Annotated in this window: 23 protein-coding genes; 12 read left to right on the forward strand and 11 right to left on the reverse strand. The window is 33.8% G+C overall.

Features of this window, described 5'->3' with window-relative positions; translation table 11 throughout:
• Positions 1-3: 3 nt before the first annotated feature.
• The 4 genes from uvrA to BIW12_RS13730 all read right to left on the reverse strand — a co-directional run bounded on the left by uvrA (position 4) and on the right by BIW12_RS13730 (position 6,067).
• On the reverse strand, positions 4-2,835 hold the full coding sequence (gene uvrA / locus BIW12_RS13715; RefSeq protein ID WP_071185628.1) for an excinuclease ABC subunit UvrA: 2,832 nt from the start codon (positions 2,833-2,835) through the stop codon (positions 4-6).
• A 151-nt stretch (positions 2,836-2,986) separates the two neighbouring features.
• A complete protein-coding gene (locus tag BIW12_RS13720; RefSeq protein ID WP_071185629.1) occupies positions 2,987-4,771 on the reverse strand; it encodes a chloride channel protein in 1,785 nt (594 codons plus the stop codon).
• Between the two features lie 37 nt (positions 4,772-4,808).
• On the reverse strand, positions 4,809-5,480 hold the full coding sequence (locus BIW12_RS13725; RefSeq protein ID WP_071185630.1) for a DNA alkylation repair protein: 672 nt from the start codon (positions 5,478-5,480) through the stop codon (positions 4,809-4,811).
• A 2-nt stretch (positions 5,481-5,482) separates the two neighbouring features.
• Positions 5,483-6,067, reverse strand: a complete 585-nt coding sequence (locus BIW12_RS13730) for an acyl carrier protein phosphodiesterase (protein ID WP_071185631.1) — start codon at positions 6,065-6,067, stop codon at positions 5,483-5,485.
• 99 nt (positions 6,068-6,166) lie between these two features.
• Here BIW12_RS13730 and glmM point away from each other — a divergent pair, with 99 nt between their 5' ends.
• The gene (gene glmM, locus BIW12_RS13735) at positions 6,167-7,561 is read left to right on the forward strand and encodes a phosphoglucosamine mutase (protein WP_071185632.1); all 1,395 of its coding nucleotides are present in this window, start codon (positions 6,167-6,169) and stop codon (positions 7,559-7,561) included.
• Positions 7,562-7,880: 319 nt separating this feature from the next.
• Here the strand turns inward: glmM and BIW12_RS13740 are convergent, their stop codons facing one another.
• Genes BIW12_RS13740 through BIW12_RS13750 form a run of 3 tightly spaced genes read right to left on the reverse strand, consistent with a single transcriptional unit; the run spans position 7,881 to position 11,890 of the window.
• A complete protein-coding gene (locus BIW12_RS13740; protein ID WP_071185633.1) occupies positions 7,881-10,415 on the reverse strand; it encodes a TonB-dependent receptor domain-containing protein in 2,535 nt (844 codons plus the stop codon).
• The gene (locus tag BIW12_RS13745) at positions 10,402-11,316 is read right to left on the reverse strand and encodes a FecR family protein (RefSeq protein WP_071185634.1); all 915 of its coding nucleotides are present in this window, start codon (positions 11,314-11,316) and stop codon (positions 10,402-10,404) included. Before BIW12_RS13745 ends, BIW12_RS13740 begins: the two co-directional genes overlap by 14 nt.
• Before the next feature lie 58 nt (positions 11,317-11,374).
• On the reverse strand, positions 11,375-11,890 hold the full coding sequence (locus BIW12_RS13750; protein ID WP_071185635.1) for an RNA polymerase sigma factor: 516 nt from the start codon (positions 11,888-11,890) through the stop codon (positions 11,375-11,377).
• A gap of 240 nt (positions 11,891-12,130) precedes the next feature.
• On the opposite strand from BIW12_RS13750, the gene BIW12_RS13755 reads away from it, so the two are divergent.
• The 4 genes from BIW12_RS13755 (at position 12,131) to BIW12_RS13770 (ending at position 15,541) form a co-directional block, all read left to right on the forward strand.
• On the forward strand, positions 12,131-13,174 hold the full coding sequence (locus BIW12_RS13755) for a hypothetical protein (RefSeq protein ID WP_071185636.1): 1,044 nt from the start codon (positions 12,131-12,133) through the stop codon (positions 13,172-13,174).
• A 72-nt stretch (positions 13,175-13,246) separates the two neighbouring features.
• Positions 13,247-13,990 (forward strand): membrane metalloprotease, encoded by a 744-nt coding sequence (locus BIW12_RS13760; protein WP_071185637.1) that lies wholly within the window; start codon positions 13,247-13,249, stop codon positions 13,988-13,990.
• Between the two features lie 171 nt (positions 13,991-14,161).
• Positions 14,162-14,800: a rhomboid family intramembrane serine protease gene (locus BIW12_RS13765; protein WP_071185638.1), complete on the forward strand. Its 639-nt coding sequence runs from the start codon at positions 14,162-14,164 to the stop codon at positions 14,798-14,800.
• Between the two features lie 48 nt (positions 14,801-14,848).
• Positions 14,849-15,541, forward strand: coding sequence for an SIMPL domain-containing protein (locus tag BIW12_RS13770; protein WP_071185639.1), 693 nt, complete (start codon positions 14,849-14,851; stop codon positions 15,539-15,541).
• 78 nt (positions 15,542-15,619) lie between these two features.
• On the opposite strand, the gene BIW12_RS13775 is transcribed toward BIW12_RS13770, so the two are convergent.
• Together BIW12_RS13775 and BIW12_RS13780 are read right to left on the reverse strand one after the other, a co-directional pair.
• Entirely contained in the window at positions 15,620-16,060 is a 441-nt protein-coding gene (locus BIW12_RS13775; RefSeq protein ID WP_071185640.1) for a KTSC domain-containing protein, read from the reverse strand.
• A gap of 161 nt (positions 16,061-16,221) precedes the next feature.
• On the reverse strand, positions 16,222-16,470 hold the full coding sequence (locus BIW12_RS13780) for a hypothetical protein (RefSeq protein WP_071185641.1): 249 nt from the start codon (positions 16,468-16,470) through the stop codon (positions 16,222-16,224).
• A gap of 88 nt (positions 16,471-16,558) precedes the next feature.
• On the opposite strand from BIW12_RS13780, the gene BIW12_RS13785 reads away from it, so the two are divergent.
• On the forward strand, positions 16,559-17,128 hold the full coding sequence (locus BIW12_RS13785; protein WP_071185642.1) for a hypothetical protein: 570 nt from the start codon (positions 16,559-16,561) through the stop codon (positions 17,126-17,128).
• On the opposite strand, the gene BIW12_RS13790 is transcribed toward BIW12_RS13785, so the two are convergent.
• On the reverse strand, positions 17,120-17,512 hold the full coding sequence (locus BIW12_RS13790) for a response regulator (RefSeq protein ID WP_071185643.1): 393 nt from the start codon (positions 17,510-17,512) through the stop codon (positions 17,120-17,122). The genes BIW12_RS13785 and BIW12_RS13790 overlap by 9 nt on opposite strands.
• Complete coding sequence (locus BIW12_RS13795) at positions 17,509-19,713, reverse strand: sensor histidine kinase (protein ID WP_198033423.1); 2,205 nt, start codon at positions 19,711-19,713, stop codon at positions 17,509-17,511. Before BIW12_RS13795 ends, BIW12_RS13790 begins: the two co-directional genes overlap by 4 nt.
• A 461-nt stretch (positions 19,714-20,174) precedes the next feature.
• Between BIW12_RS13795 and BIW12_RS16450 the strand changes: the two genes are divergently transcribed.
• From BIW12_RS16450 to BIW12_RS13820, 6 genes are all read left to right on the forward strand, one after another.
• On the forward strand, positions 20,175-20,327 hold the full coding sequence (locus BIW12_RS16450) for a hypothetical protein (protein WP_198033424.1): 153 nt from the start codon (positions 20,175-20,177) through the stop codon (positions 20,325-20,327).
• Positions 20,328-20,329: 2 nt separating this feature from the next.
• Entirely contained in the window at positions 20,330-20,560 is a 231-nt protein-coding gene (locus tag BIW12_RS13800) for a hypothetical protein (protein ID WP_071185645.1), read from the forward strand.
• A gap of 12 nt (positions 20,561-20,572) precedes the next feature.
• A complete protein-coding gene (locus BIW12_RS13805; RefSeq protein ID WP_071185646.1) occupies positions 20,573-20,947 on the forward strand; it encodes a YchJ family protein in 375 nt (124 codons plus the stop codon).
• Between the two features lie 181 nt (positions 20,948-21,128).
• The gene (locus BIW12_RS13810; protein WP_071185647.1) at positions 21,129-22,247 is read left to right on the forward strand and encodes a vWA domain-containing protein; all 1,119 of its coding nucleotides are present in this window, start codon (positions 21,129-21,131) and stop codon (positions 22,245-22,247) included.
• 131 nt (positions 22,248-22,378) lie between these two features.
• On the forward strand, positions 22,379-23,842 hold the full coding sequence (locus BIW12_RS13815; protein ID WP_071185648.1) for an AAA family ATPase: 1,464 nt from the start codon (positions 22,379-22,381) through the stop codon (positions 23,840-23,842).
• Between the two features lie 141 nt (positions 23,843-23,983).
• Entirely contained in the window at positions 23,984-24,577 is a 594-nt protein-coding gene (locus tag BIW12_RS13820) for a 2OG-Fe(II) oxygenase (RefSeq protein WP_071186439.1), read from the forward strand.
• The last annotated feature ends 64 nt before the right edge of the window (positions 24,578-24,641 follow it).

Raw genomic sequence — 24,641 nt, forward strand, 5'->3', positions numbered from 1 at the left:
TAATTAAATCAATTCCTTCTTCAAGAACTTCGCTGTATAGCTTTTTTTATTATTTGCAATTTCTTCTGGGGTTCCTTTAGCGACAACAGTTCCTCCGCCTTTTCCACCTTCTGGGCCAATATCGATGATGTGATCAGCTAGTTTGATAACATCCATATTGTGTTCGATAATCAGGATGGTATTGCCTTTATCGACCAATTTATTAATCACTTCCATAAACACGCGAATATCCTCAAAATGTAATCCTGTAGTAGGTTCATCGAGGATATAAAAAGTATTTCCGGTATCTTTTTTAGATAATTCTCCAGCCAGTTTGATGCGTTGCGCTTCACCACCGGAAAGAGTAGTGCTTTGTTGACCTAATGTGATATAACCCAAACCAACATCTTGAAGTGTTTTTACTTTTCGGTGAATTTTTGGAATATTTTCAAAAAATGGAACGGCTTCATCAATTGTCATGTCTAATACATCCGAAATGGATTTGCCTTTGTATCGAATTTCGAGTGTTTCCCGATTGAAACGTTTTCCCTGACAGCTTTCACATTCGACATAAACATCAGGTAAAAAGTTCATTTCTATCGTTCGTACACCTGAACCCTGACAGGTTTCGCAACGACCTCCTTTGACATTAAAACTAAAACGACCCGCTTTGTAACCACGAATCATACTTTCGGAAGTCATGGTGAACAAATTCCTGATTTCGGTAAATACTTCGGTATAAGTCGCTGGATTGGAACGTGGCGTTCTACCTATCGGACTTTGGTCAATATCAATCACTTTGTCTATATGTTCGAGTCCTTCTATTTTTTTGTACGGCTGTGGTTTTTTTACACCATTGAAATAATAGGCATTCAAAATAGGGTAGAGTGTTTCGTTAATCAATGTTGATTTTCCGCTTCCGGAAACTCCGGTTACACAAATCATTTTCCCCAGAGGAATTTCAATCGAAACATTCTTTAAATTGTTCCCTGTAGCTCCGCTCAGTTTTAAAGATTTTCCATTCCCTTCACGACGTTTTTTCGGAATTTCGAACTTCATTTTTCCATTGAGATACTGTGCTGTAATAGTATTGGATTTCAATGTTTCAGTTGGTGTTCCCTTGCTGATAATTTCGCCTCCGTATTTTCCTGCTTTCGGACCAATATCAATCACATAATCGGCGCGTTCTATCATGTCTTTATCGTGTTCGACAACGATTACCGAGTTCCCAATATCACGTAATTGCTCCAAAGAATGAATCAGTTTTTCATTGTCTCTTTGGTGTAAACCAATACTTGGTTCGTCCAAAATATAAAGCACACCAACGAGCTGCGAACCAATTTGAGTTGCCAGTCGGATACGTTGCGCTTCACCACCGGAAAGTGATTTTGAGCTTCGGCTTAACGCCAAATAATCTAAACCAACATTCATTAAGAAGTCTAATCTATCCTTAATTTCTTTGATTACTTCAGAAGCGATACGTTTTTGTTTATCAGATAAATGCGAATTTAAATCATGAAACCATTTCGTTAAATCTGAAATATCCATATTGCATAATTCGCTGATATTTTTTTCATCGATTTTAAAAAACAGAGCTTCTTTTTTTAAACGCGAACCTTCGCAAACAGGACATTCGAGTTCGTCCATGAATTCCTTTGCCCATCGTTTAATAGTTGTTGAACCACTTTCGTCGTGTTGGTTTTTAATGAAATTGGCAATTCCCTCAAAATCGATTTTATAATCACGGGCAACACCTAAATCTTTAGAATTGATCGTGAATTTTTCTTTTCCGCCATTCAGAATCATTTCCATGGCTTCTTCTGAAATGGTTTCTATCGCATCGGTAATTTTAAAATCATATTTCTGTCCAATGATTTCTAATTGTTTAAAAATCCAGGAAGATTTGTATTCGCCTAAAGGTAAAAATCCGCCAGCTTTTATTGATAATTTTGGATTTGGAATAATCTTTTTGACATTGATTTCGTTTACAGTTCCCAGTCCGTTACAATGTTCGCAGGCTCCTTTTGGGGAATTAAAAGAAAACAAATTAGGTTCCGGATTTTGGTATGAGATTCCAGTCGAGGGACACATTAAATTCCTACTGAAATAGCGTACTTCTTTTGTATCCTGATCTAAAACCATCAATACGTTTTCGCCATGATGCATAGCGGTGTTAATGCTTTCGGATAATCGTTTTTCATTGTCTGGCGAAGAGTCAACTACGATACGGTCTATGACAATTTCAATATCGTGGGTTTTGTAACGATCTAATTTCATTCCGGGCGTGATATCCAGAATGTCTCCGTTGACGCGCACTTTCAGGAAACCTTGTTTGGTTATTTGTTGAAACAATTCGCCATAATGTCCTTTTCTGGCTCTAATTACCGGTGCAAGAATGTTGATGCGCTTGTTAGTGAAATCCTGTATAATCAGGTCTTTGATTTGCTCATCCGAATAGGAAACCATCTTTTCTCCCGTATTGTAGCTGTAGGCATCGGCACCACGGGCATAAAGCAATCGCAGGAAATCATAAATTTCGGTGATGGTTCCCACGGTAGAACGCGGACTTTTGCTGGTTGTTTTTTGTTCGATGGCGATAACAGGAGAAAGTCCGTCAATTTTATCCACATCAGGACGCTCTAAACCGCCCAGAAACTGTCGGGCATAAGCCGAAAAAGTTTCTACATAGCGACGTTGCCCTTCGGCATAAATCGTGTCGAATGCTAAGGAAGATTTTCCAGAGCCAGAAAGTCCAGTAATAACTACTAGTTTTTCCCTCGGAATCGAAATGTCTATATTTTTTAGATTATGAACTCTAGCGCCTAAAACCTCAATAGTATTGTCTTTGTCTAACATATTTTTTGCTGATTGCTTCTTTCATCGCAATGACAGCAAAGTTACTATTTTGGTTTGTTCTTTCGATACAACAGTTTAGAAGTTTTTGTTAAAAGGAAAGAAAAACGCCAACCGAAGTTAGTGTTTTTTCTTTCTTAAAATGATATCAAATTTATTCAATAGTCATCGATTTCAATTTGGCACGATAGGCTTCTAATGCTTCTGATTTTGAGATAAAACCAAAGTATTTTTCGTCTTTAATAACGGGTAAAAAAGTTCGTTTTGTTTTTTCAAATTTATTCATAACGACTTCCATACTATGAAAAGGATAAATAACATCGGCTGGTGGAGTCATTATGTCTTTGACCAAAGTATATTTTACACGGTATTTATTAAAAATAATTTCGCGGATGTCATTAAAGTGAATTACACCTAATAAATGCTTTTCTTTATCAACTACCGCAAAAACGGATTGATTGGAGTGCGAAATCAAATCGACCAATTTCTCAAGATTTTCATCGGGTGAAAGGGTTAAAAAATCAGTATGAATAATTGAATTGGTATTTAATGTTGCTAGTACATTAGTGTCTTTATTATTGGTGAAAGCATGTCCTTTTTGAACTAAGCTTTTTACATCCATCGAATGTTTTTCGAATGTTTTTGAAATTGCAAAACTGATGGAAGCTACAATCATCAATGGAAGCATCAGGCTGTAACCTCCAGTAATTTCGGCAATAAGGAAAATTGCTGTTAGCGGCGCATGAAACAATCCGCTCAAGATTCCAGCCATACCTATCATTGTAAAATTACTGATAGGTAAATGGGTTAATCCTGTTAGATTGAATGTTTTTGCAAAAACATAACCTACATAAGAGCCCATAAAAAGGGAAGGGGCAAAATTACCTCCATTTCCTCCGGAACCTAAGGTAATCGAAGTAGCAAAAACTTTCATCATCATCGTTGCACCAACAAAAAGCAGGATGACCCACTTGTTGTTTTGGAAAGAACTAAACAAGGTGTTTTCTAATAATTCTCCTGCATTGTTATCAGCAAGTGTTCGGATGCTTTCGTATCCCTCACCAAAAAGTGTTGGGAAAATAAAAATCAGTACTGCTAATATGGAAGCACCTAAAAGAGCTTTTTTATAGGGACTCAATCTGAGATGTGAGAAAAAATGTTCGGTTCTTTGGAAATTTCGAGTATAATAAACAGAAATAAATCCGGTAACCACACCCAGTAAAACATAAAAGGGAATATTATGGTAGTCAAATTCTTTTTGTTGCTGTACTTTTAATAAAATGGTTTCGTCCAGTGTAATTACAGAAACCAAAGCTCCGGTTGCAGCGGCAATCATGATAGGAGTAAAGGCTGAAATACTAACATCAACCAATAAAAATTCAATGGCAAATAAGACTCCGGCAATAGGAGCATTAAAAGCTGCACCAATACCCGCAGCAACACCGCAGCCTATAAGTAAGGTCCTGTCTTTATAGTTTAGTTTGTAATTTTGTGCAAAATTAGAACCAAAGGCAGCTCCGGTTACCACAATTGGACTTTCTAAACCTGCCGAACCTCCTAAACCTACAGTTAAGGAACTTGTAACAATATGTGCATACATTTGTTTTCTGGGAATGATACTTGCTTTTTTAGCAACAGCATATAAAATTTGCGAAGTCCCTTTTTCGATAGTTCCTCCTAAGAGGCGTTTGATTACAAATACTGTCAATAAAAGTCCAGCGATAGGCAGAATACTATTAATGAAACTTAGTTTTAGAATTTTATTAATATTGGTAGCAAAAATAAATACCCAGTGTGCAAAGGATTTTAAAACAATTACGGCAATGGCCGAACTAATACCCACTAATACACTCGCAAGGAAAATAAATTGTTTTTCAGTTAACAACGATTGCGCTAAACCAATTATACTTTCTAATTTTGAAATATATTTTTTGAACATTATTGTATTTTTTTGAAAGTGCTAAATTACTATTATTTCAAGCATCGGTTAAATTTTTAAGGGCTTCTTTTCGACTTAAAGGCTTTAAGTTATTAACCATAACAAAGTTTTTTACCGCTTCAGAATTAGTTTTTGCATATTCGCGCAAAGCCCATCCAATGGCTTTTTGGATGAAAAATTCTGTAGAAGATTGATGCTGAATGCAAATGGCTTTCAGTAATTCAAAATCGGTTTCTTTTTTGTAACCCAATTGGAATAAAATAGCACTTCGCTTAAGCCACATATTATTCGAATTAGAAAACTTCTCAACAGTTGTTTCTATGCAATCAGGAAATTCGATTAAATATTGCCCTAAAATATATTTGGCAATGGTGTCCACGCTATCCCACCAGGAATTTGTGATTATCAGTTTTTCAATAAAATCAATATCGTCTTTTTGGTAATTTCCTTTGAGTTCTTTTATTAAAATTTCAATGGCGCAATAATGCAATTCCCTTTGTTCTTTTGCGTAGAGCGCTAAAGCAATTGCTCTGCTGTTTTTAGAAACTTCTTGTTTGTTTTGTTTCCAAATTTCTTTAAATAATTCTCTCCTTTCAGTCGTTTTGATACCAAAGAAATCGAACTTGTTTTTCATGTATTTTGCCATTGGCAATGCGTTTTCGGCATTACTGTGTTTTTGAAAAGCTGTTTCTAATTGATTTATAAACATGTTTAGAGCGACATTAATTTTTGTTTACTGTAAGTTCTTAATTCTTCGAAAAAAGTGATGAATTCCTGTTCAAATTGAGAATAGTACTCCTTTAGTTCTTCTGAAGCAAAACGCATGTTGGATTCGTTTCCGGTTCGGCGATCCATTCGGGTTAAAATCTCATGGATTCCCTCAATGCTTTGATAGCTCGAAAGCCAATTTTGTGTTTCCATATACGGCAGAATTCCTTTAGCTCTTTCGCTAAGTAAATCATGGTTTATCCGCATTGATTGGTAAAAACGGGCTATATATTCTTCTAAATCTTCCTCCGAATAATTCTTCCAGTTTTTTGCTAAGAAATGATCGTAAAAAATATCTACAATTACGCCCGCATAATGGTGGTAACGTTCGTGCAAACGTTTTGTACTTTCTCTGAAAACAGGATGTGCATCGGTAAAAGTATCGATGGCTCTATGCAGTAAAATCCCTTTTTGAATTTCCTTTGTAAAATTTTCAAATTGTTTCCCACGGATACCATCGGCCATAAAATTGCCAATTTTGATAAAATCATTGTCTCCCGAAAGATAGATGTGTGCTAGAAAATTCATTCGTCTAAAATATGAATTCTAAATGACTTTTGTAAGCAGTCAATTATTATATTTGTGTCCAATTTATATTAAATTACTTAAAATTTTAAAAATAAGAGGATGACATTAATAAAATCGATATCAGGAATTCGTGGAACTATTGGCGGAAAAGTAGGGGATAACCTGACTCCGGTAGATGCAGTGAAATTTGCTTCGGCTTATGGAACCTGGTTAAAAAACACTAATGGTAAGGATAATAAGAATTTAAAGGTTGTGGTAGGACGTGATGCCAGAATTTCAGGACCTATGATTCATAATTTGGTGGTGAATACCTTAATTGGTTTAGGGATTGATGTGATTGATTTGGGACTTTCTACAACGCCTACGGTTGAAGTTGCGGTTCCTTTAGAAAGTGCCGATGGTGGAATTATTTTGACTGCTTCTCACAATCCAAAACAGTGGAATGCCTTGAAATTGCTGAATGAAAAAGGAGAATTCCTGAATGGTGTTGAAGGAGAAAAGATTCTTCAAATTGCGGAAGCGGAAGCGTTTGATTTTTCAGATGTGGATAATTTGGGTGAAATTATTGAGAATGATGCTTATATGGATATTCATATCGATGAAGTATTAAACTTGGAATTGGTAGATGTTGATGCAGTGAAAGCGGCTAAATTTAAAGTAGTTGTTGACGGTGTGAATTCATCTGGAGGAATTATTATTCCGAAATTGTTAGAATTAATGGGTGTGGAAGTAGTAAAATTATACTGCGAACCTAACGGACATTTTCCTCATAATCCGGAACCTTTGAAAGAACATTTGACGGATATCTGTGAATTGGTTGTTGAAGAAAAAGCGCATCTTGGAATCGTTGTTGATCCTGATGTGGATCGTTTGGCTTTCATTAGCGATGACGGTGAAATGTTTGGTGAAGAATATACATTAGTAGCTGTTGCTGATTATGTATTGAGCAAAACTCCTGGAAATACGGTTTCTAATATGTCTTCTTCCCGTGCTTTGCGTGATGTGACTAATGCACACAACGGAAGCTACGAAGCCAGTGCGGTAGGAGAGGTGAATGTAGTGGAATTGATGAAGAAAAACAATGCAGTTATTGGTGGTGAAGGAAATGGTGGAATCATTTATCCTGAGTCACATTATGGTCGTGATAGTTTGGTAGGAGTGGCTTTGTTCCTGACGCATTTGGCAAACAAGAACATGAGTGTTGCTGCTTTGCGTGCATCGTATCCTGAGTATTATATGAGCAAAAACAAAATCGAATTGACTCCGCAAATTGATGTGGATGCGATTTTAGTTGCCATGACTGAGAAATACAAGAACGAAGATATTACCACTATTGATGGTGTGAAAATTGATTTCGCTAACGAATGGGTTCATTTAAGAAAATCAAATACAGAACCTATTATTCGTATTTATACTGAAGCTCCTTTGCAATCACAGGCGGACGCTTTAGCTTTACGAATCATTGACGAAATTAAAGCAATAGCAGGAATTTAATTGCTGTTTATATAAATTTAAAAGCCCTTTCAAATTTGATTTTGAAAGGGCTTTTCGTTTTATTTATTGTCCATTTTATTGATAATTTCTCTCAGTAAGTCATTGTGTTCTTCTTTTAAGTGAATGAACTTATTAACCCAAGTGTAGATTAAATAAAATATTCCAAATAGTATTCCAAAATAGATTATTGCAATAACGAAAGGAAAAAAACCGAAAAATCCCATAGTGAAAAAATTAAGTTGGTTAATGGTTGAATTTAGGAAAACAATCCTATTGTCAAATGTAGTTTAATTTTTTGTAAAAAGTTTCTGAGATACAGTTAAAAATTAACTCTAAAACTCACATTTGGTGTAAAGCCTAAAGATTGATTGTTGACTTCGATTGCTTTTTCGGTGTTATTTGGATCCACTTTGTAGTATCTGTTGATGTAGTTTTTTTCGTTGGTCAAATTGATAATACCGGCACGAAGACTTGCTTTTAATCTTTGGGTAAAATTAAGAGTGTAGCTTAATGAAGTATCGATACGAAGGAAATTGTCTAAGTTTTGGCTATTGGGAGCATCATAATTTACAAAAGTATTGTTTCCGTTTTGAACCGTTTCATCTCCTTCGACCGGTTTGGTATAAGGTAATCCGTTGTGCCAGATTCCTCCAATTGAGATTTTTAAATTATCAAGAATATTGTAATTGAATCCCAGTGTAAACGAATGGCGGATATCTACATTGTTTGGGAAAGTAGAAGGAGTAAAACTTTCAAAATCATAGTTATTGATGCTGTAGGTGTAACTCAGCCAAGTGCTGTATTTTTTAGTTGTTTTGTTAATTAAGAATTCCACGCCATTATCGGTATAGCTTCCATGCGCTTTTTTGTATTGAAAATTATTGTAAAAACCCTGGTTTGAAGCCGTAATTCCGTCCACCATTTTGTAAAATCCAGTAAGTTCTATGTTCCAGTCGTTTTGACTGAATTCCAGTCCTAACGAAGCCTGTTTGCTTTTTGCAATTGGAATGTCTTTGTTGTTGACTAATTGCCAGCGTCTTTTTTCAACACCAAGAAAATCATCTTCAAAATCGATGATTTGTGTTGTGGTTTGGTTTTTAAATTCACCTTCTATTTTTAATGCCAGTTGCTCAGAAAACTTTTGTCTGAAATTAATTCTTGGTTCGAACAGCAATTTTTCAAATTTTTGAAAATAGTTCAAACGCATTCCTAATCTCAGATAGGTTTTGTTCTTGTTGTATTCCGTTTCCAGAAATAGCGCATGGTTTAGCAAAACATCTTTTTTGGTACTGGAATAGAACGGCGCACTCACTCGGGTTTGGTTGAGCATTCCTGTTTCGGTGACTTGATAACCCGCTAAGAATTTCATATTTTGATTCAAATCATAATATAAATTCAGCTTGGTTCCTGTTTCAAGAACTTCGTTGGCTTCGGTTAAAAGCTGGTCGGTAGTCACACGATAATCGCTGGCATCGATATTATATCTTGAAAAATAAGTACTAAGTTGGCTGCTGAATTGATTTGTCCATTGTGCTTTCCAGTTTCCACCGTAGCCCAGGTTTTTTTGCGAAAGCGTACTTGCTTTAGATTGGCTTTGGTCGTTGTTATTGTTTTCAGAATAATTCAATTCATTATTAATCCCGATGATATTGGCTCTAAATTGATGTTTATCGTTCAAATCATACAGGATTTTAGCCGTGTAATCGTAAAAATAAAAATCAGAATTAGTGTTTTTATCCAAATTGTTAGCGTTGATTTCGCTGTCCTGAAAGCTTTTTTTGTAATATCTGCTATAAGTAGGCGTGTTGATCATATCGGTTATCGAATGTCGGGCAGAAAGATCTATTTCCAGATTTTTGGCTAAAGGAATTTCCACAAAGACATCTCCGCTGATAAGATTGATACCCGCTCCGCCTGATATGTTATTCCTAATTTCGTTATTGGTACTCATGTTAACCGTACTGGAAACACCATCGCTGTATTCGGCACTTGTTCCATTTTTAGTAACAATTACTTTATTAGTCAAATTGGGATTGTAAGCCGAAATCAATCCAAAGAAATGTCCTGAATGATACATTTTGATGTTATCCCAAAGCATTAGGTTTTGGTCATTTGTTCCTCCGCGGACATTAATATTGGCAATGCTTTCGTTGCTGCTTTCAACGCCTGGCAGTGTTTGGATGGATTGAAGAATATCAGGTTCGGTTAGTCCGGGAAGGATTCCGAATTTCTTAGTGTTTAAAACGGTACTTCCGTCAATATTTTTTTGTAAACCCGATGTCAGGAATACATTAATCAAAACAGGGTTTAATTCTTCTTTTGTGGATTTTAAAAAGATGTTTTTGCAATTATTTTTATCGGTCGAAAAGAACTCCCTGGCATTAAATTCTTTGGTTTCATAACCCAAATAAGAAATTACAATTTCAGCATCAATAGCGACATCTTTTAAATTGAAACTTCCGTTATTGGATGAAATGCTTCCTTCTGAACTGTTTTTAATTCGAATAGTTGCTCCGGGAAGTGTAGTTTTAGAATCTTCGGTAAACACAACTCCGCAAATACTAATGTTTTTATCTAATCTTGAAATGGTAATGTACCGACTGTCTAATGTTTTGAAATTAAGAGGTACATTGGCATTTAAATAATCAATCGTTTGCTGAAGATTTAAAGTAGGTGATGGTTTCTCGATAGTAATATTGACGATATCCTCTACGGCATAAGAAAATTTTATATTGTATTGTTGTTCAATGGTTTTTATAATGGTAGTTAAAGGAGTTTTGTTAGTGCTTTTTTGTGCCCAACAAATACTCCCAACAAATAAAAATATATAAAAAATCCATTTATTGACCTTCATATTTATAAAATATTACGGTTTTACCTTTTATTTTATAGCTTAATTGCAACGGAATGGTAATGGCTTCTAAGGCTATTTTTTGGTTGGTATGACTAAAACTTCCGGTAAAAAGTTTAGAAGTATCAACGTCTTGAGTTTCGATTTTAATATCATATTGACGCTCTAATTCGGCAATTACCTGATTTAAAGGAATGCGTGTAAAACTGGATTCTTTTTGTAACCAAGATGGTGTTTCAGCATCAAAATCATCCGTTTTTTCAATTTGTTTGTTGATGACTCTAAAGGTTTTTCCCGGTGGTAATTTTACCGTTTTGTCATTGTAAGTTACGCTTACTAATCCTTCGTAGCAACTTACTTCATAATAATTGTTGCGTTGTTTTACATCAAAATGAGTTCCCAGTACTTTAACCACACCATCAGCGGTTTTTACACTAAAGGTTTTTCCTTTTTGTACCTGAAAATAAGCTTCTCCTTCAAGGGTTAAATCTCTTTTTTCGTCCCAATTTTTTTCATTAAAAGTGATTTTGGACGAAGCGTTCAATAAAACTTCTGAATGGTCGGGAAGTTGAAAGCTTTTGGTTTGTGCAATTCCCGTTTCAAAAGATTGGGTTGTATTATAAAATAAAAAATAAGCCGAAGTTAAAAGCACAGCGATAACGGCTGCGACTCTAAAAATGGTTTTAAAGTGTAAAGTTCGAACCTTAGGTTCTTTTTTAGTTAGCTTTCTGTTTTTTAATGCAGCCAAAGCCTCTTGCGCATCTACTTGTGGAGTTGCCAGATGGGCAGAATAATGGGCAATCTTTTCAAGTGTTTCAAAATCTCCCGATTGTTTTAAATCTTCGATTTCTTTACTGGAAAGTTCACCGTTAAGCCATTTTAATATTTCTTTTTCCTTTTTCATTAGTTCTCGCTATAGTGATAAGACAACTCAATTGTTTTTTACCCTACTATTCAGTTGATTAAATATTTTCGATTTGCTCTTTTAGAATTTTTAAGGCGCCCGACATTCTTTTTTCGACTGCTTTTTGACTGATGCCCAGTAAATCTGCAATTTCCCGGTATTTTTTTCCGTCAATTCGGTTCATCAAAAAAACCTCTCTTTGCGCTTCACTTAAAGAGGCAATTGCTTTTTGCAGCGCATGTTTGAATTCTTCTTCTTCTAAAAGGTATTCGGGACTTTGATTAGTTCTATCTAAATAAGGCGTTTCTTTGGCGAAAGCCATAACTACCTTTTGATGTTTAATACTATTGAGAAATAAATTATTTACCGTGGTAAACAAATAAGTTTTTACTTTAGTAAAATCGATTTGAGAGCAATTTTCCCAAATTTTAGCAAAAGCTTCCTGAACAAGATCCAGCGCAGCATCACTATCGCCCGATTTGTAATAGGCAAAGTTGGTTGCCGACTGGACGTTTTTTATATAAAATTCGCTAAAATGAGATTCTTCGCAAAGATTATTGTTTTTATCACTCATTCTTATAGTAGGATTGGTTTAGGGGTTTTGTAAAATTAGATTATTTTTTTTGAAATTGGAACTATTTGAAAAAATGTGTTTTTTTGATGTCTTTAAAGTGTATGTAAATCAGTTTCTTATAAAATATTTGATATTTTTATTTTTTTTAGGGTAGGGAAAAAATGGCTTCTGTTGTCTTACTAATAGAAATGCGAATAAATCGTCATTATAAACTATTAGAAAATATTAAATTTGTAAGTTATGAAAACATTAAAATGGATTGCAGGAATTGCATTGATGGGAATTTTTAGTTTAACATCATGCCAAAGTGAAGTAGATGAAGTTCAGGGAGAAAATCCTAATACGAACACAGCTAATTCAACTACAGCGAATAATTTAAAGCGTGTTTCAATGTATGATGGAACATCGGATGATTTTATAGATGATTCTTCTTGTTCCTCTATTAAGTTTCCTTTTACCGCTATTGTAAACGGAGTAGAACTTACTTTTGTAAGTCAGTTGAGTTATGAATCTGCAATCAATATTCTTGGAGCATTGAATAATGATGATGATTCAGTAAAAATTCAATTTCCTATTACCATAAAAATGAGTGATTATACCGAAGTTACTGTAACTAGCCAATCACAATATGATGCTATTATTGATGATTGTGATGAAGCTGAAGATGACGGAAAAGATCCAATTTCGGCACTGGATATTGATTTTCCTATTACAGTACTAACTTATGATGCCAGTTTGGTACAAACAGGAAGTGTGACTTTTACATCCGAGAAACAACTTTTTACATACATACAAGGTATGAGTAATAGTGAATATTTTTCTGTAAAATACCCTGTTAATGTTACACTTGCTGATGGATCTACTATGGAAATTAATAGTGATTTAGAACTTAAAGCAAGCATTACAACCGCTCTGAATATTGAGGAAGCTATGGATGAAGCAGAAGATGACAAAGAAGATTTAGAAACTATTTTAGTAAACGGTACTTTTAAGGTAAATTCGTATCTCAATGCAGGAGTGGATTCTACGAATAATTATTTAGGTGCTACTATTGATTTTGCCAATGACTGGAAAGTTAAATCTTTGAATGCTTTGACAACCATTGCAACAGGAACTTACACTGTAACTTCGGATACAAACGTTTATTTGCAAATGAGTTTTGCAGGAAGTACTGATTTTAGTTTGTTTAATAAAACATGGAAAGTGACTAGTTTTACCGCTTCAACAATTACTTTAGAAAGCAAGACTAATAGTGCTATAAAATTAGTTTTAAAACAAATTTAATTGAGTATGATTAGTTTTTGCAATTAATTTGTGCTTAATTTATATTCTAAAAATAGTTTTTAAACTTAGAAAATGAAGAAAATAATTGCTGTAATAAGCTTGTTTCTGTTAGTATTAAGTTCTTGTTCAAAAGACAGTGCTGAAAACATACAAGTTAATAATAAAAAAACATTAGGAGCTTCAGCACATGATTTATTGTCAGATGATAAGTTTGATAGTATGATTATCGAAATAGTTTATGTGGAAGGTTTTGAGCCTTCGGCAACAGCAATTACTAATTTTGTTTCGTTTTTAAATAGTCGAATTAACAAACCGGGAGGGATAAGTATCGAAAAAAGAGCGATTCCGTCACCGGGAAATACAACTTATACGAATGCACAAATTATAGCCATTGAAGATGCTAATCGAATTCATTATAATGATGGAAGTCAAATAGCAGTTTGGGCGTTTTTTGCTGATGCAAAATCGGCTACCGATACAAATACTTCGGTTGTTTTAGGGACAGCATATAGAAATACTTCTTTCGTAATTTATGAAAATACGGTAAAAAAACTAAGCGGTGGTGCTTTTAAACCAAGTACCACTGTTTTAGAAACTACGGTGATTGAGCATGAGTTTGGTCATATTTTAGGATTGACTAATGCAGGAACAGCTTTACAATCAGACCATGAGGATCCAAATCATAAAAGACATTGCGATGTAGAAAGTTGTTTGATGTACTGGGAATCGGAATCCGGTAGCAATATTTTAGGAGGAACAATTCCGCAACTTGATGCACAGTGTATTGCCGATCTTCGTGCCAATGGCGGAAAATAAATGATAAAAAACTCAAAATTCAATTTGGAATAATTTCTTAAATAAAAGTCATATTCAAAACCTAAACAGTAAAAGCTTAGTTGAAATTTTCGACTAAGCTTTTTTTATATTCAAAAGCCTCATCGGCACTATCGGAATTATTATATTTACCAATCATTATAGAAACAGCCAATGAATACTTTTTTGATAGCCATAATAATTGCTAATGTACTTTTTAGTTATAAGGGATTTAAGGATTATTCTTTTTTTAGAAAATACGAATTTCATATTGGAAGTATTCGTTCGGGAGAGCAAATTAGGATGTTTACTTCAGGATTTCTTCATGCTGATATTACGCATTTAGCCTTCAATATGATTACACTTTTTTTCTTCGCTCCGGTTGTTATTCTCTATTTGGGGAGTTGGGTTTTTCTGATGATTTATCTTGCCAGTTTGCTTTTTGGAAGTTTGCTAACTCTAGGTTTGCATAAAAATGATTACAATTATCGGGCTGTTGGCGCTTCGGGAGCGGTAACAGGAATTTTGTATTCGGCAATATTATTGCGTCCTGATATGATGTTAGGAATTTTTTTTATCATTCCTATACCGGCTTATGTATTTGGTATATTGTATTTGTTCTATTCCATTTATGGCATGAAAGCTAAAAACGATGGCATAGGTCATACGGCGCATTTTGGCGGAGCTATTGGCGGCTATTTAATTACGTTGTTAGTTTATCCTGATTTACTTTTTCTAAATCCGCTGATGGTTAGTTTGTTAACCATTCCCATTGTAATTCTTTTTATTTTAATAAAGCTGAAGAAGATTTAATGGCACAGCTTTTGAATATTGGTTTAAAAATTTTAAAAAGTATAAAAAATGAAAAAAGCAGTAGTATTTCTATCCCTAATGTTCATGACCTTGTCTTATGGTCAGGAAATAAAACCAATTCCGCAAATAACAGTATCCGGCGAAGGAAAAGTAAAAGTAGTTCCTGATCAGGCTACCATTACCGCAACTGTTGAAAACAAAGGCAATGTTGCCAAAGAAGTCAAAAAAATCAATGATGAACAAATGGATGCTGTTTTGAAATTGATTAAAAAAATGAATCTGGCACCTTCAGATTACAGAACGCAACGTGTTGCTTTAAATCCACAATACGATTACGAAAAAAAGAAAACTACTTATAATGCTACTCAAACGATAGAAATTATTGTTAGAGATTTGAATAAGTATGACGAGTTGATGGAAGGTTTGGTAAGTCAGGGTATCAACCGAATTGACAATGTGGTTTTTCAATCTTCTAAATTGGCACAATACGAATCAGAAGCTCGAAAACTGGCTATGAAAGAAGCTAAACACAAGGCAGAAGATTATGTGTCAGTTTTAGGTCAAAAAATTGGTAAGGCAATAACCATTAATGATAATTCTCAAGCTTATTATCCACAACCGGTTTATGCAAGATTTAAAACGATGGGCGCAATGGAAAGTGATTCGGCTGTTAAAGAAACGCTGGCAGTAGGGGAAATTACTATTACAGCTAATGTAAGTGTGAATTTTGTTTTAGAATAAAATCCAATTCTGATGAAAATTAAAAAGCCAGTAAAATTAATTTTACTGGCTTTTTAATATCATTCAAGATTAATTAAGTTAATCTTGGTTTGTTACTTTTCTGTATGGAAATGCGTTAAAAATGTGTCTTTTTGCAAATCTGGCAGGAGAATCAGCATTTACCATTTTTACGTAAGTAGCTTTAGGAACACTGATGTATTCGTAAACACTTCCGTTAGAAAAATTAATAATTAATCGACCTTCAACAAATTTGTAATCCGTAACAGTTGCAGTTGCAATAGTTTCATTGTACTCAGGTAAATTAGCTTTAATTGTTTCAGGATTGATACTTACTAAAAAGTGGTAAGCTTCAATAATTTTTTTACTGTTTTCTTCAGCAGCTTTTAAACCTTCTTCATCTCCTTGAAATTTATCAGGATGTGCTTCTTTCATCGCATTACGATAGATGGTTTTCAAATCTTTTAGCTGTGCAGTTTTATCTACATTTAAGAGCTTGCGGTATTCAACTATTTTTTTCATAAATTAAGGTAACTACTTGTCTGTTAGTATGAAACAAATATTGTTAAGTTTCAAATTCGACAATTTTTTTTGCAAAGGTACACTTTTTTTTAAGTTTTCACTTTATCAGTAAAAAAAAAGAAAAAAAGATTTTTTTATTGTAAAACACACATTATCAGTGTTTATTGCTGCGGTTTGTTATTGGCCTTATCAAAGTTTTTAGACTTTTTAGGATATTTGTCATAACTCATATCACTTGGATTTTCTATAACCGACTTGATGGTAATCCAATCGCCTATAGCAAATTTGGTTTGAACCATTTTGTAGTCTAACAGATATTCGCCACAAAAGAAGTTGTTATTTTCGTCTTTTTCAATAATTCCTGTATAGATTCCTTTTTGTAACATCTTTTCTTCTGAAGCTTTGCTCATGATGATTTCTTTAAAAATTTTTGTGCAAAGTTAATCAATTATTTGTGGCTTAGACTTGTTTTTATGCTTTCTGATTATATTTGCAGCTATGCAAAAAAACTATAAACCACATCCTAATTCTTTTAAAAACACCTTTTGTGTCTTTCACGAAGTGCTTCCTGATACTGTTGAAGGATTGAAAGTACAATTTGAAAGTAAGGCAGGGAGTAGTTATTATTATACTCAAGAAGGTATGTATCGTCTTTCGAATCATTGGGGACGGTTGGCCAATAGCAAATGGAGATTAATTGCTATGGAACCCGAAACGGCATCGAAATATAAAATAGGTTTTGCAAAATGGGATTGTTTTTATCCCGATAATGCAACTGAAAAATTGTATTATCTGGAAATGGATCAGGCTAAGAATACTGTGAATTATCAGCATAAAATGAATCCTGATTACAATCAAAAAGCAGTGCTGCGCAACAGCTTGGAAACCACTAAAAGAATTAAGCAAATCAGGAATTTACTGGAACTTACTTCCTGGGCGAGGCATTATGATTGTGATGATATTAGCCTTTTGAGAAAACTAATTATCGAAGAATTAATTTATACTGATAAAAGCTTAGAAGAAATAAAACGGGAAACAGCCGAAAAAGTTAGTTCGTCATTAGGCTGAAGCAATTTTTGTCAAATCTTCAATACTTATCGGTTTGCACATATATCCCAGAATGCTGCTGTTGTTTTTAGCTCTTTCTCTATCTTCAATGGCTATTGATGAACTGGAAATATAGATTTTAATTTCGGTATTAATACGTGATTTTAGAATGGCTATTTCGTCCATAAAACCCCAGCCATCCAGTATGGGCATTTCAATATCTAACAGGATAATATTTGGAAAACTATCATTGTTTGAGATAATTTCTTTCAAAGCGGTGATGGCATCTTTGCCATTTTGAAACGAACGAATGGATGAAAAAAGTCCTGATTTAAGAATAATTTTTTTCATAATAATTTGGTAGATAGGATCATCGTCTATAACCCAAATAGTTTTTTCTGTCATGATATATATACTTTAAATGTGGTGCCCAGATTGGGTTCACTTTCTACGGTGATGTTTCCTCCCATGGCATCAATTTGGTTTTTAGTTATAAATAAACCTATCCCTTTAGAATCTTTGTGGGTGCTGAATTTTTTGTACATCCCAAAAATTTTATGACCGTTTCTTTTTAAATCAATTCCAATTCCGTTGTCAGAAACTTTAAGTACTGTTTTTTTAGCTTCTTTGTAAGTATCAATATGTATAATCGGATGTCTTTCCTGATGACTATAACGAATAGCATTGGATATTAAATTGTATAAAATACTTTCCAGATAAGCCGGATTATAGTTGACTTCAATATCGCTTTCGACTGAAGAAATTACCTGAATTCCTTTTAGTTCAATTTGATTAGAAAGAATAGCAAGTGTATTGTCTATATACTGTTTTAAGTTTAAATTTTCGGTTGTTAAGCCTACATTAGTTTGGATATTAACTACTTCGTTGAGGTTTAGCATAGTTTCGTTTAGTGAATCGGAAACTGATTTTAACAATTCAATCATTTCTTCTTTTTCTTCTTCCGAATCAGAATTTGTTATTAAATCGACAATAGAAGTAATGTTGCTGGTGTGTGATCTTAGATTATGAGAAACGATATATGAAAAATTCAAAAGTCGTTTGTTTTGTTCGCTAACTAAATTAAAAGAGTTGTTTAAATCGGCTTCGGTTTCTTTGTTTTTAGTTACGTCAATCATTATTCCTCTTAGGGATTTTACTTCTCCATTTTCAGTTATGACATTTACAATGTCTCTGAGCCAAACGATGCTTCCGTCTTTGGCAATCATTCGGTATTCAAAATCATGATTTAATTTTTTAGACGTTTGTTCGGCACAAAATTGTAGCGCAAAATTTTTGTCTTTATTGTAAATATGATCTGTCCAAAATGTGGGAGTACTCATCCATTCTTTGGCAGTATAACCTAAAATATTTTCTACTTTTTTACTAACAAAGGTGAATTCTAGGGTATTTGCGTCGCACTCCCAAACAATTCCATCAACAGTATTAATGAGTGATTCAATTTTTTGTTGAGAATTAATGATGGCTTCTTCTGCAAGTTTGCGTTTTGTTATATCTTCAACAATAGCTATGTAATTGGTAGGTGTCGTATTGATTTCCCAAAGTGGAGAAATGGTAAGTTTGATCCAAATAAGGTTTCCTGATTTTGTAATATGTCTTCTTTCGACTGAATATTCTCTAATTATACCTTGTTTCAGTTTTTCCAGATTAGAAATTGACTCTTTTAAATCATCAGGGTGAATAATGGATTTTATGTTTTTTTGTTTTATTTCCTGTTCAGAATACCCCAATAAGTCACAATATTTTTTATTTGCTTCTAAAAGTTGTCCTGAATTAGTGTCAATATAAGTGATTCCTACGGCAGCCTGATCAAAAATACTTTTAAATTTAATTTCGTTTTTTAAAAGTTTATCAGCCTGCTTTTCCAGTAAATCTTCTAATTCGGCCGGTTTTTTTAAAAAACGAGTAGTTACAAATGCGAATAAGGCGGCAAGGAGAATTCCGAAAAAACCAAGTGTGAATAGAAAAGGGTAGAACTCATGAGGTTTTTTATCAGTTAGATACAATTTCCAGTCTCCATCAGGAATAACAGAGGTGACAGAACTGTTTTTAGACAGATTTTTGTTAACCGGAAGAAAAAACAGCTCTTTTTGCGTGATGGGATTCACTTTAGAAAGTTGAAAATAATATTTAGAACTGTCAATACTATTAATTCCTGAATTGTGTAAAAAGGTGTTCAGGTGAATAACAACTGCCGAAAAGCCCCAGAATTTATTGTCTTTATGTACAGGCATTCTGCCTACAATGCCCAATCCGCCTTGTTTTAATTCAAGAGGCCCGGCAAAATACATTTTACTGTTTTTAATGGATTGTGAAGCTTCAAACTGATGCTTTTCAGAAGTCAGAATATTTAATCCTATGGCAGCTTCGTTTCCTTTTAAAGGATAAATATGACTAATAATTCCGTTAGGAACTAATTGTACGGCATTGATACCATTATTAGAAGCCAATAATTGTTTGGCTATTTCGTCAAAATTTTCAGGTACGCCTTTGTCATTAATAGTAAGAGCCAGAGACAATGCTGTAGTATAATTGTTCTTCAGTGATTGATCAATATTTTGACGAATTGCTTCCAGAGTCTTGTACATTTCGTCATTTTTAGCTTTTTGGGCTATTTGATATTGCTGTAAAAGGATGTAATAAAATATGGAACATAAGATAAAAAACACTATAAGTCCCAGCCTTTTAGGCCTTATTAAGGATTTGTATTTGTTTTTTGAAAAATGATTACCTATTTCCATTTATTATATATACTATGTTTTTTATTTTTTATTCAATTTTATGACTAAAATGCAGTAGAAAATATGACAAAAATCAATGATGTTACCAAAAATAGTAAAATTACTTTAAATCGCGGAGGTTTATTCTTACTCGTTTTAATGTTTTTTGTGATTTTGTATTATTTTATCTTTTTGTAGTAAATGGCTGAACATTATTGAGATTTTCGTTATTTATTACTTGTTTTATTTTTAATATAAAAATGCCTTACTTTGTAAAACTATTCAATCATACAATGCCAAAGGGTTTTGTGTTGAAATAAATTGGTGCAATGGGACGAAATAACGAGAGAAACATAAAGAAACACAACGACAAGTTGCATAAAGCACAAGCTAAAGCCAAGCAAGCAGAAATGCTTAGAAAAGAAAAGCTGAAAGAGATTGTCAAAAAGTTCAATGAAAATAGAAACGAAGAAAATAAATAGAAATGGAAAACGATAAATACGCCACATTAAAAGCCGAAGTTCAGGAAATAATTGATTTGATAGCGGCAAAAAATGCCAAAGAGGCAAATAATAAGTTGGTTGATGTTAGCGAACAATTAGATGATTTATTAGACACTAGTGATGAGGATGAAGATTTAGTAGAAATTAGTAAATATCAGGTTTTATTAAATCAATTGTATCAAAAAATTGTAGCGCTTAACGGTCAAATATAAGTTTCTAATAGTATGAGTCTCTGTTATTGTAATTCTCAAAAATTATTTAAAGATTGTTGCGAACCTTATATCAAAGGATTAGAAAAGGCACCAACAGCCGAAGCTTTGATGCGCTCCCGTTATAGTGCTTATGCAACCCATCAGGCCGATTATTTAGTAAAAACTACACATGTATCCCAGAGAAGTCTTCATTCTAAAGAAGATATTTTGCTTTGGGCTACTTCTAATCAATGGCAAAAATTAGAAGTGCTAAAATCCACGCCAACTACAGTAGAATTTAAAGCGTATTATTTAGATCAAAATAAAAAAACGCATATTCATCATGAATTTTCCACTTTTGTCCAGGAAGATGGTATTTGGTATTATGTTGATGGTGAATATTATTGATTTTTAGAGCCTGTTTAAAATTCATCAAAATTAACTTCCTCAATCCCTAAAGGTCTAAATTTGATGAACTTTCATGAGATTTTTCACCCTTTAGGGACGGGGAAAAGAATATTCCTTTTTAACTTAAAATTAATAGCTGTTCAGTCAAAGTACATTTTAAAATGATGTAATTTTAAGGACTATGGAAAAGAGCAATAAAAAAGGATTCTATTTTAAACAGTATCAGGCTCCTAATCAATCTCCATTTGACAAACTTTTTGAGATATTCAAAGAGTTAATCACGCATACTTCGGGAGATTTTGATGAAGCTATTGATTGGTTGCGCGAATTAGACAAGGAATACAAACTGACTGATGAACGCTATACGATTGATGACTTTATTGAAGATTTAAAGAAAAAAGGCTACCTCAAAGAAGAATTAAAAGACGATGGAACTTCGGGGCTTGGCATTACTGCAAAAACTGAAAGAGCGATTCGGCAACAAGCCTTAGACCAGATATTTGGTAAATTAAAACGTTCCGGAAACGGCAATCACAAAACAAAATACGCCGGAAACGGCGATGAACATACGGGTGAATTCAGAGAGTTTCATTTTGGTGACAGCCTGGAACGAATTTCATTGACAGAAAGCTTGCGGAATGCCCAAATTAATAATGGCGTGGATAACTTCATGCTAACCGAAAATGATTTGGTTGTTGAGGATACAAGGTTCAAAGCCCAAATGAGTACCGTTTTGATGATTGATATTAGTCACAGTATGATTTTGTACGGCGAAGACCGTATTACGCCTGCCAAGAAAGTAGCTATGGCATTGGCTGAATTAATTACTACCCGATACCCAAAAGATACTTTAGATATTTTGGTTTTTGGAAATGATGCCTGGCCAATTGCGATCAAAGATTTACCTTATTTAAAAGTAGGGCCATTTCATACTAATACTGTTGCTGGTTTGCAATTGGCAATGGATTTACTTCGAAGAAAGCGAAATACCAACAAACAAATTTTCATGATTACCGATGGAAAACCGAGTTGTGTAAGAGAACGTGATGGTTCGTATTACATGAACAGCAACGGGCTTGATGAATATATTGTTGATAAATGCTATACTCAGGCGCAACAGGCCAGAAAACTGCACATTCCAATCACCACTTTCATGATTGCCAGCGATCCGTATTTGCAAAAATTTGTCAATAAATTTACCGAAGCCAATCAGGGAAAAGCTTTTTACACAGGCTTAAAAGGTTTAGGCGAAATGATTTTTGAAGATTATGAAATGAATCGTAAAAAGAGATTAAAGTAGATTCAAGGTTAGAAATTAGAAATGAGAAGGCAGAAATCAGCTTAATGAATAAAAAGAAACTTAGTGAACTTTGCGTAAAACTTTGCATTCTTAGCGGTAGAAAAATATAATTAGCGGTTAAATAAAAAAACATGAAAATAGAAAACATAAATACCTTAGGCGAATTAAAAGCATCGGCTTATAAAACTAAAACCATAAAAGACGAATTGCGAAACAATTTACGGGAAAAAATAAAATTGGGAATTCTAACATTTGAAGGCGTTCATGGTTTTGAAAACACCGTAATTCCTGAGTTGGAAAGAGCTATTCTTTCGCGACATAATATCAATTTATTAGGGCTTCGTGGTCAGGCGAAAACCAGATTGGCTCGAAAAATGGTCGAATTACTTGATGAGTATATTCCGTATGTGAGTGGTTCTGAAATAAATGATGATCCATTCAATCCTATTTCTCGTTTTGCTAAAAATTTAATCGCTGAAAAAGGCGATGAAACTCCCATTTCCTGGTTGCACAGAAGTGAACGCTTTTTTGAAAAACTGGCCACTCCCGATGTAACTGTTGCGGATTTAATAGGTGATGTAGATCCTATAAAAGCAGCGAACCTGAAATTATCTTATGCCGATGATCGTGTGATTCATTTCGGGATGATTCCACGTGCCAATCGTTGTATTTTTGTGATAAACGAATTACCCGATTTGCAAGCCCGAATTCAGGTTGCTTTGTTTAATATTTTGCAGGAAGGCGATATTCAAATTCGTGGATTTAAAGTGCGAATGCCACTCGATATGCAATTTGTATTTACCGCAAATCCCGAAGATTATACCAATCGAGGAAGTATTGTAACGCCATTGAAAGACAGGATAGGTTCTCAAATTTTAACGCATTATCCTGAAAATCTAAAGATTGCCAGAAAGATTACCGAGCAGGAAGCCAAATTAGATGCGACTCAAAACGATACGGTTTATGTTCCGTCATTAGCCAAAGATTTATTGGAACAAATTAGTTTTGAAGCCAGAGAAAGTGAATTTATCGACCATAAAAGTGGGGTGAGTGCCAGAATGAGCATTACGGCTTATGAGAATTTACTAAGTACTGCCGAACGACGTGCTTTAAAAGCGGGTGTTGATAAAACTACTTTGCGATTATCTGATTTTATGGGAATTATTCCTTCCATAACTGGGAAAGTAGAATTGGTTTACGAAGGAGAGCAGGAGGGAGCGGCTGCAGTTGCTGAAAGTTTAATAGCTTCGGCGGTGCGTACTATTTTTCCAGTTTATTTTCCTAAAATTGAAAAGTTAGAAAAACCAAATGATAAAACGCCTTATTCAGATTTAATAGAATGGTTTTTTGCCGAAAGTGGTTTTGAATTATTGGATGATTGTTCTGATGCCGAATACCAAAATATTTTAGGGGCTATTGTGCCATTAGAAATCTTACTTAAAGAATATCAGGCTGATTTAGCAAAAGAAGATAAGTTTTTTATGAAAGAATTCATTCTTTGGGGCTTAGTTGAATATAGAAAATTAAGTAAAGATCGCGTTGCTGAAGGCTATCAGTTTAAGGATATTTACGGAAGTTATATTAGTAAATTGTAACTTTTTATAAATTTGAAATACAAGGATTTAGATTCATTTCTAAATCCTTTTTTTATTTATTGTAATTAAAAGTTATAAATGTAATAGGTAGGTGTTTTTAGTCTAATTTCGCTTTCTAGCCCTATTTTGGGTTATTACAAAATGGAAAAAAACTTTGAGGCTTTAATAGCTTCGTATATTGAAAACAAAGTAGGCATATCAGAACACTTTTTAACTTATGAATTAGCCAATAATTTAAAACAAAATCTATATTCCTTAAACGAGCAAAGTCTGTTGAAAGAGGCTGGAACAGGAAATTCTGAAAGTATTGCTTATGATAGCACTGTTCGTAGCGATTCAATTTATTGGTTGGATAAAAAGCATAATAATGCGTTCGAAAATGAATTCTTCAAACATATTGAGGATTTTATTCGTTATCTGAATCAAAGCTGTTATACTGGAATTACGGGATATGAGTTTCATTATTCCTTATATAAAAAAGGCGATTTTTACCTGAAACACTTAGATCAATTTCAAAATAATTCAAGTAGAAAATTCTCGATGATTAGTTATTTAAACAGCAATTGGCAAACTGCGGATGGCGGAGAATTGCTGATTCATCAGGATAATAATAATCAAAAAATAAGTCCAACACAGGGAAAAACCGTTTTCTTTAAAAGTGATGAGTTACTTCACGAAGTTTTACTTACTCAAAATACCAGAATGAGTATTACGGGTTGGTTAAAATGTGATTAATTATAATAAAAAAGGACAAATCATATATTTTATGATTTGTCCTTTTTAAATTTTTTCAACCGTT

The sequence above is a fragment of the Flavobacterium commune genome (assembly GCF_001857965.1).
Classification (GTDB): Bacteria; Bacteroidota; Bacteroidia; order Flavobacteriales; family Flavobacteriaceae; genus Flavobacterium; species Flavobacterium commune.

Coding starts and splice junctions, on each gene's coding strand:
- BIW12_RS13765 (WP_071185638.1), top strand. CDS start 14,162: ATGAATACTTTTTTGATAGCCATAATAATTGCTAATGTACTTTTTAGT.
- BIW12_RS13815 (WP_071185648.1), top strand. CDS start 22,379: ATGAAAATAGAAAACATAAATACCTTAGGCGAATTAAAAGCATCGGCT.
- uvrA (WP_071185628.1), bottom strand. CDS start 2,835: ATGTTAGACAAAGACAATACTATTGAGGTTTTAGGCGCTAGAGTTCAT.
- BIW12_RS13780 (WP_071185641.1), bottom strand. CDS start 16,470: ATGAGCAAAGCTTCAGAAGAAAAGATGTTACAAAAAGGAATCTATACA.
- BIW12_RS13740 (WP_071185633.1), bottom strand. CDS start 10,415: ATGAAGGTCAATAAATGGATTTTTTATATATTTTTATTTGTTGGGAGT.
- BIW12_RS13810 (WP_071185647.1), top strand. CDS start 21,129: ATGGAAAAGAGCAATAAAAAAGGATTCTATTTTAAACAGTATCAGGCT.
- glmM (WP_071185632.1), top strand. CDS start 6,167: ATGACATTAATAAAATCGATATCAGGAATTCGTGGAACTATTGGCGGA.
- BIW12_RS13770 (WP_071185639.1), top strand. CDS start 14,849: ATGAAAAAAGCAGTAGTATTTCTATCCCTAATGTTCATGACCTTGTCT.
- BIW12_RS13725 (WP_071185630.1), bottom strand. CDS start 5,480: ATGTTTATAAATCAATTAGAAACAGCTTTTCAAAAACACAGTAATGCC.
- BIW12_RS13720 (WP_071185629.1), bottom strand. CDS start 4,771: ATGTTCAAAAAATATATTTCAAAATTAGAAAGTATAATTGGTTTAGCG.
- BIW12_RS13800 (WP_071185645.1), top strand. CDS start 20,330: ATGGAAAACGATAAATACGCCACATTAAAAGCCGAAGTTCAGGAAATA.
- BIW12_RS13760 (WP_071185637.1), top strand. CDS start 13,247: ATGAAGAAAATAATTGCTGTAATAAGCTTGTTTCTGTTAGTATTAAGT.
- BIW12_RS13790 (WP_071185643.1), bottom strand. CDS start 17,512: ATGACAGAAAAAACTATTTGGGTTATAGACGATGATCCTATCTACCAA.
- BIW12_RS13820 (WP_071186439.1), top strand. CDS start 23,984: ATGGAAAAAAACTTTGAGGCTTTAATAGCTTCGTATATTGAAAACAAA.
- BIW12_RS13755 (WP_071185636.1), top strand. CDS start 12,131: ATGAAAACATTAAAATGGATTGCAGGAATTGCATTGATGGGAATTTTT.
- BIW12_RS13795 (WP_198033423.1), bottom strand. CDS start 19,713: ATGTACAAGACTCTGGAAGCAATTCGTCAAAATATTGATCAATCACTG.
- BIW12_RS13730 (WP_071185631.1), bottom strand. CDS start 6,067: ATGAATTTTCTAGCACACATCTATCTTTCGGGAGACAATGATTTTATC.
- BIW12_RS13785 (WP_071185642.1), top strand. CDS start 16,559: ATGCAAAAAAACTATAAACCACATCCTAATTCTTTTAAAAACACCTTT.
- BIW12_RS13805 (WP_071185646.1), top strand. CDS start 20,573: ATGAGTCTCTGTTATTGTAATTCTCAAAAATTATTTAAAGATTGTTGC.
- BIW12_RS13745 (WP_071185634.1), bottom strand. CDS start 11,316: ATGAAAAAGGAAAAAGAAATATTAAAATGGCTTAACGGTGAACTTTCC.
- BIW12_RS13775 (WP_071185640.1), bottom strand. CDS start 16,060: ATGAAAAAAATAGTTGAATACCGCAAGCTCTTAAATGTAGATAAAACT.
- BIW12_RS16450 (WP_198033424.1), top strand. CDS start 20,175: ATGGGACGAAATAACGAGAGAAACATAAAGAAACACAACGACAAGTTG.
- BIW12_RS13750 (WP_071185635.1), bottom strand. CDS start 11,890: ATGAGTGATAAAAACAATAATCTTTGCGAAGAATCTCATTTTAGCGAA.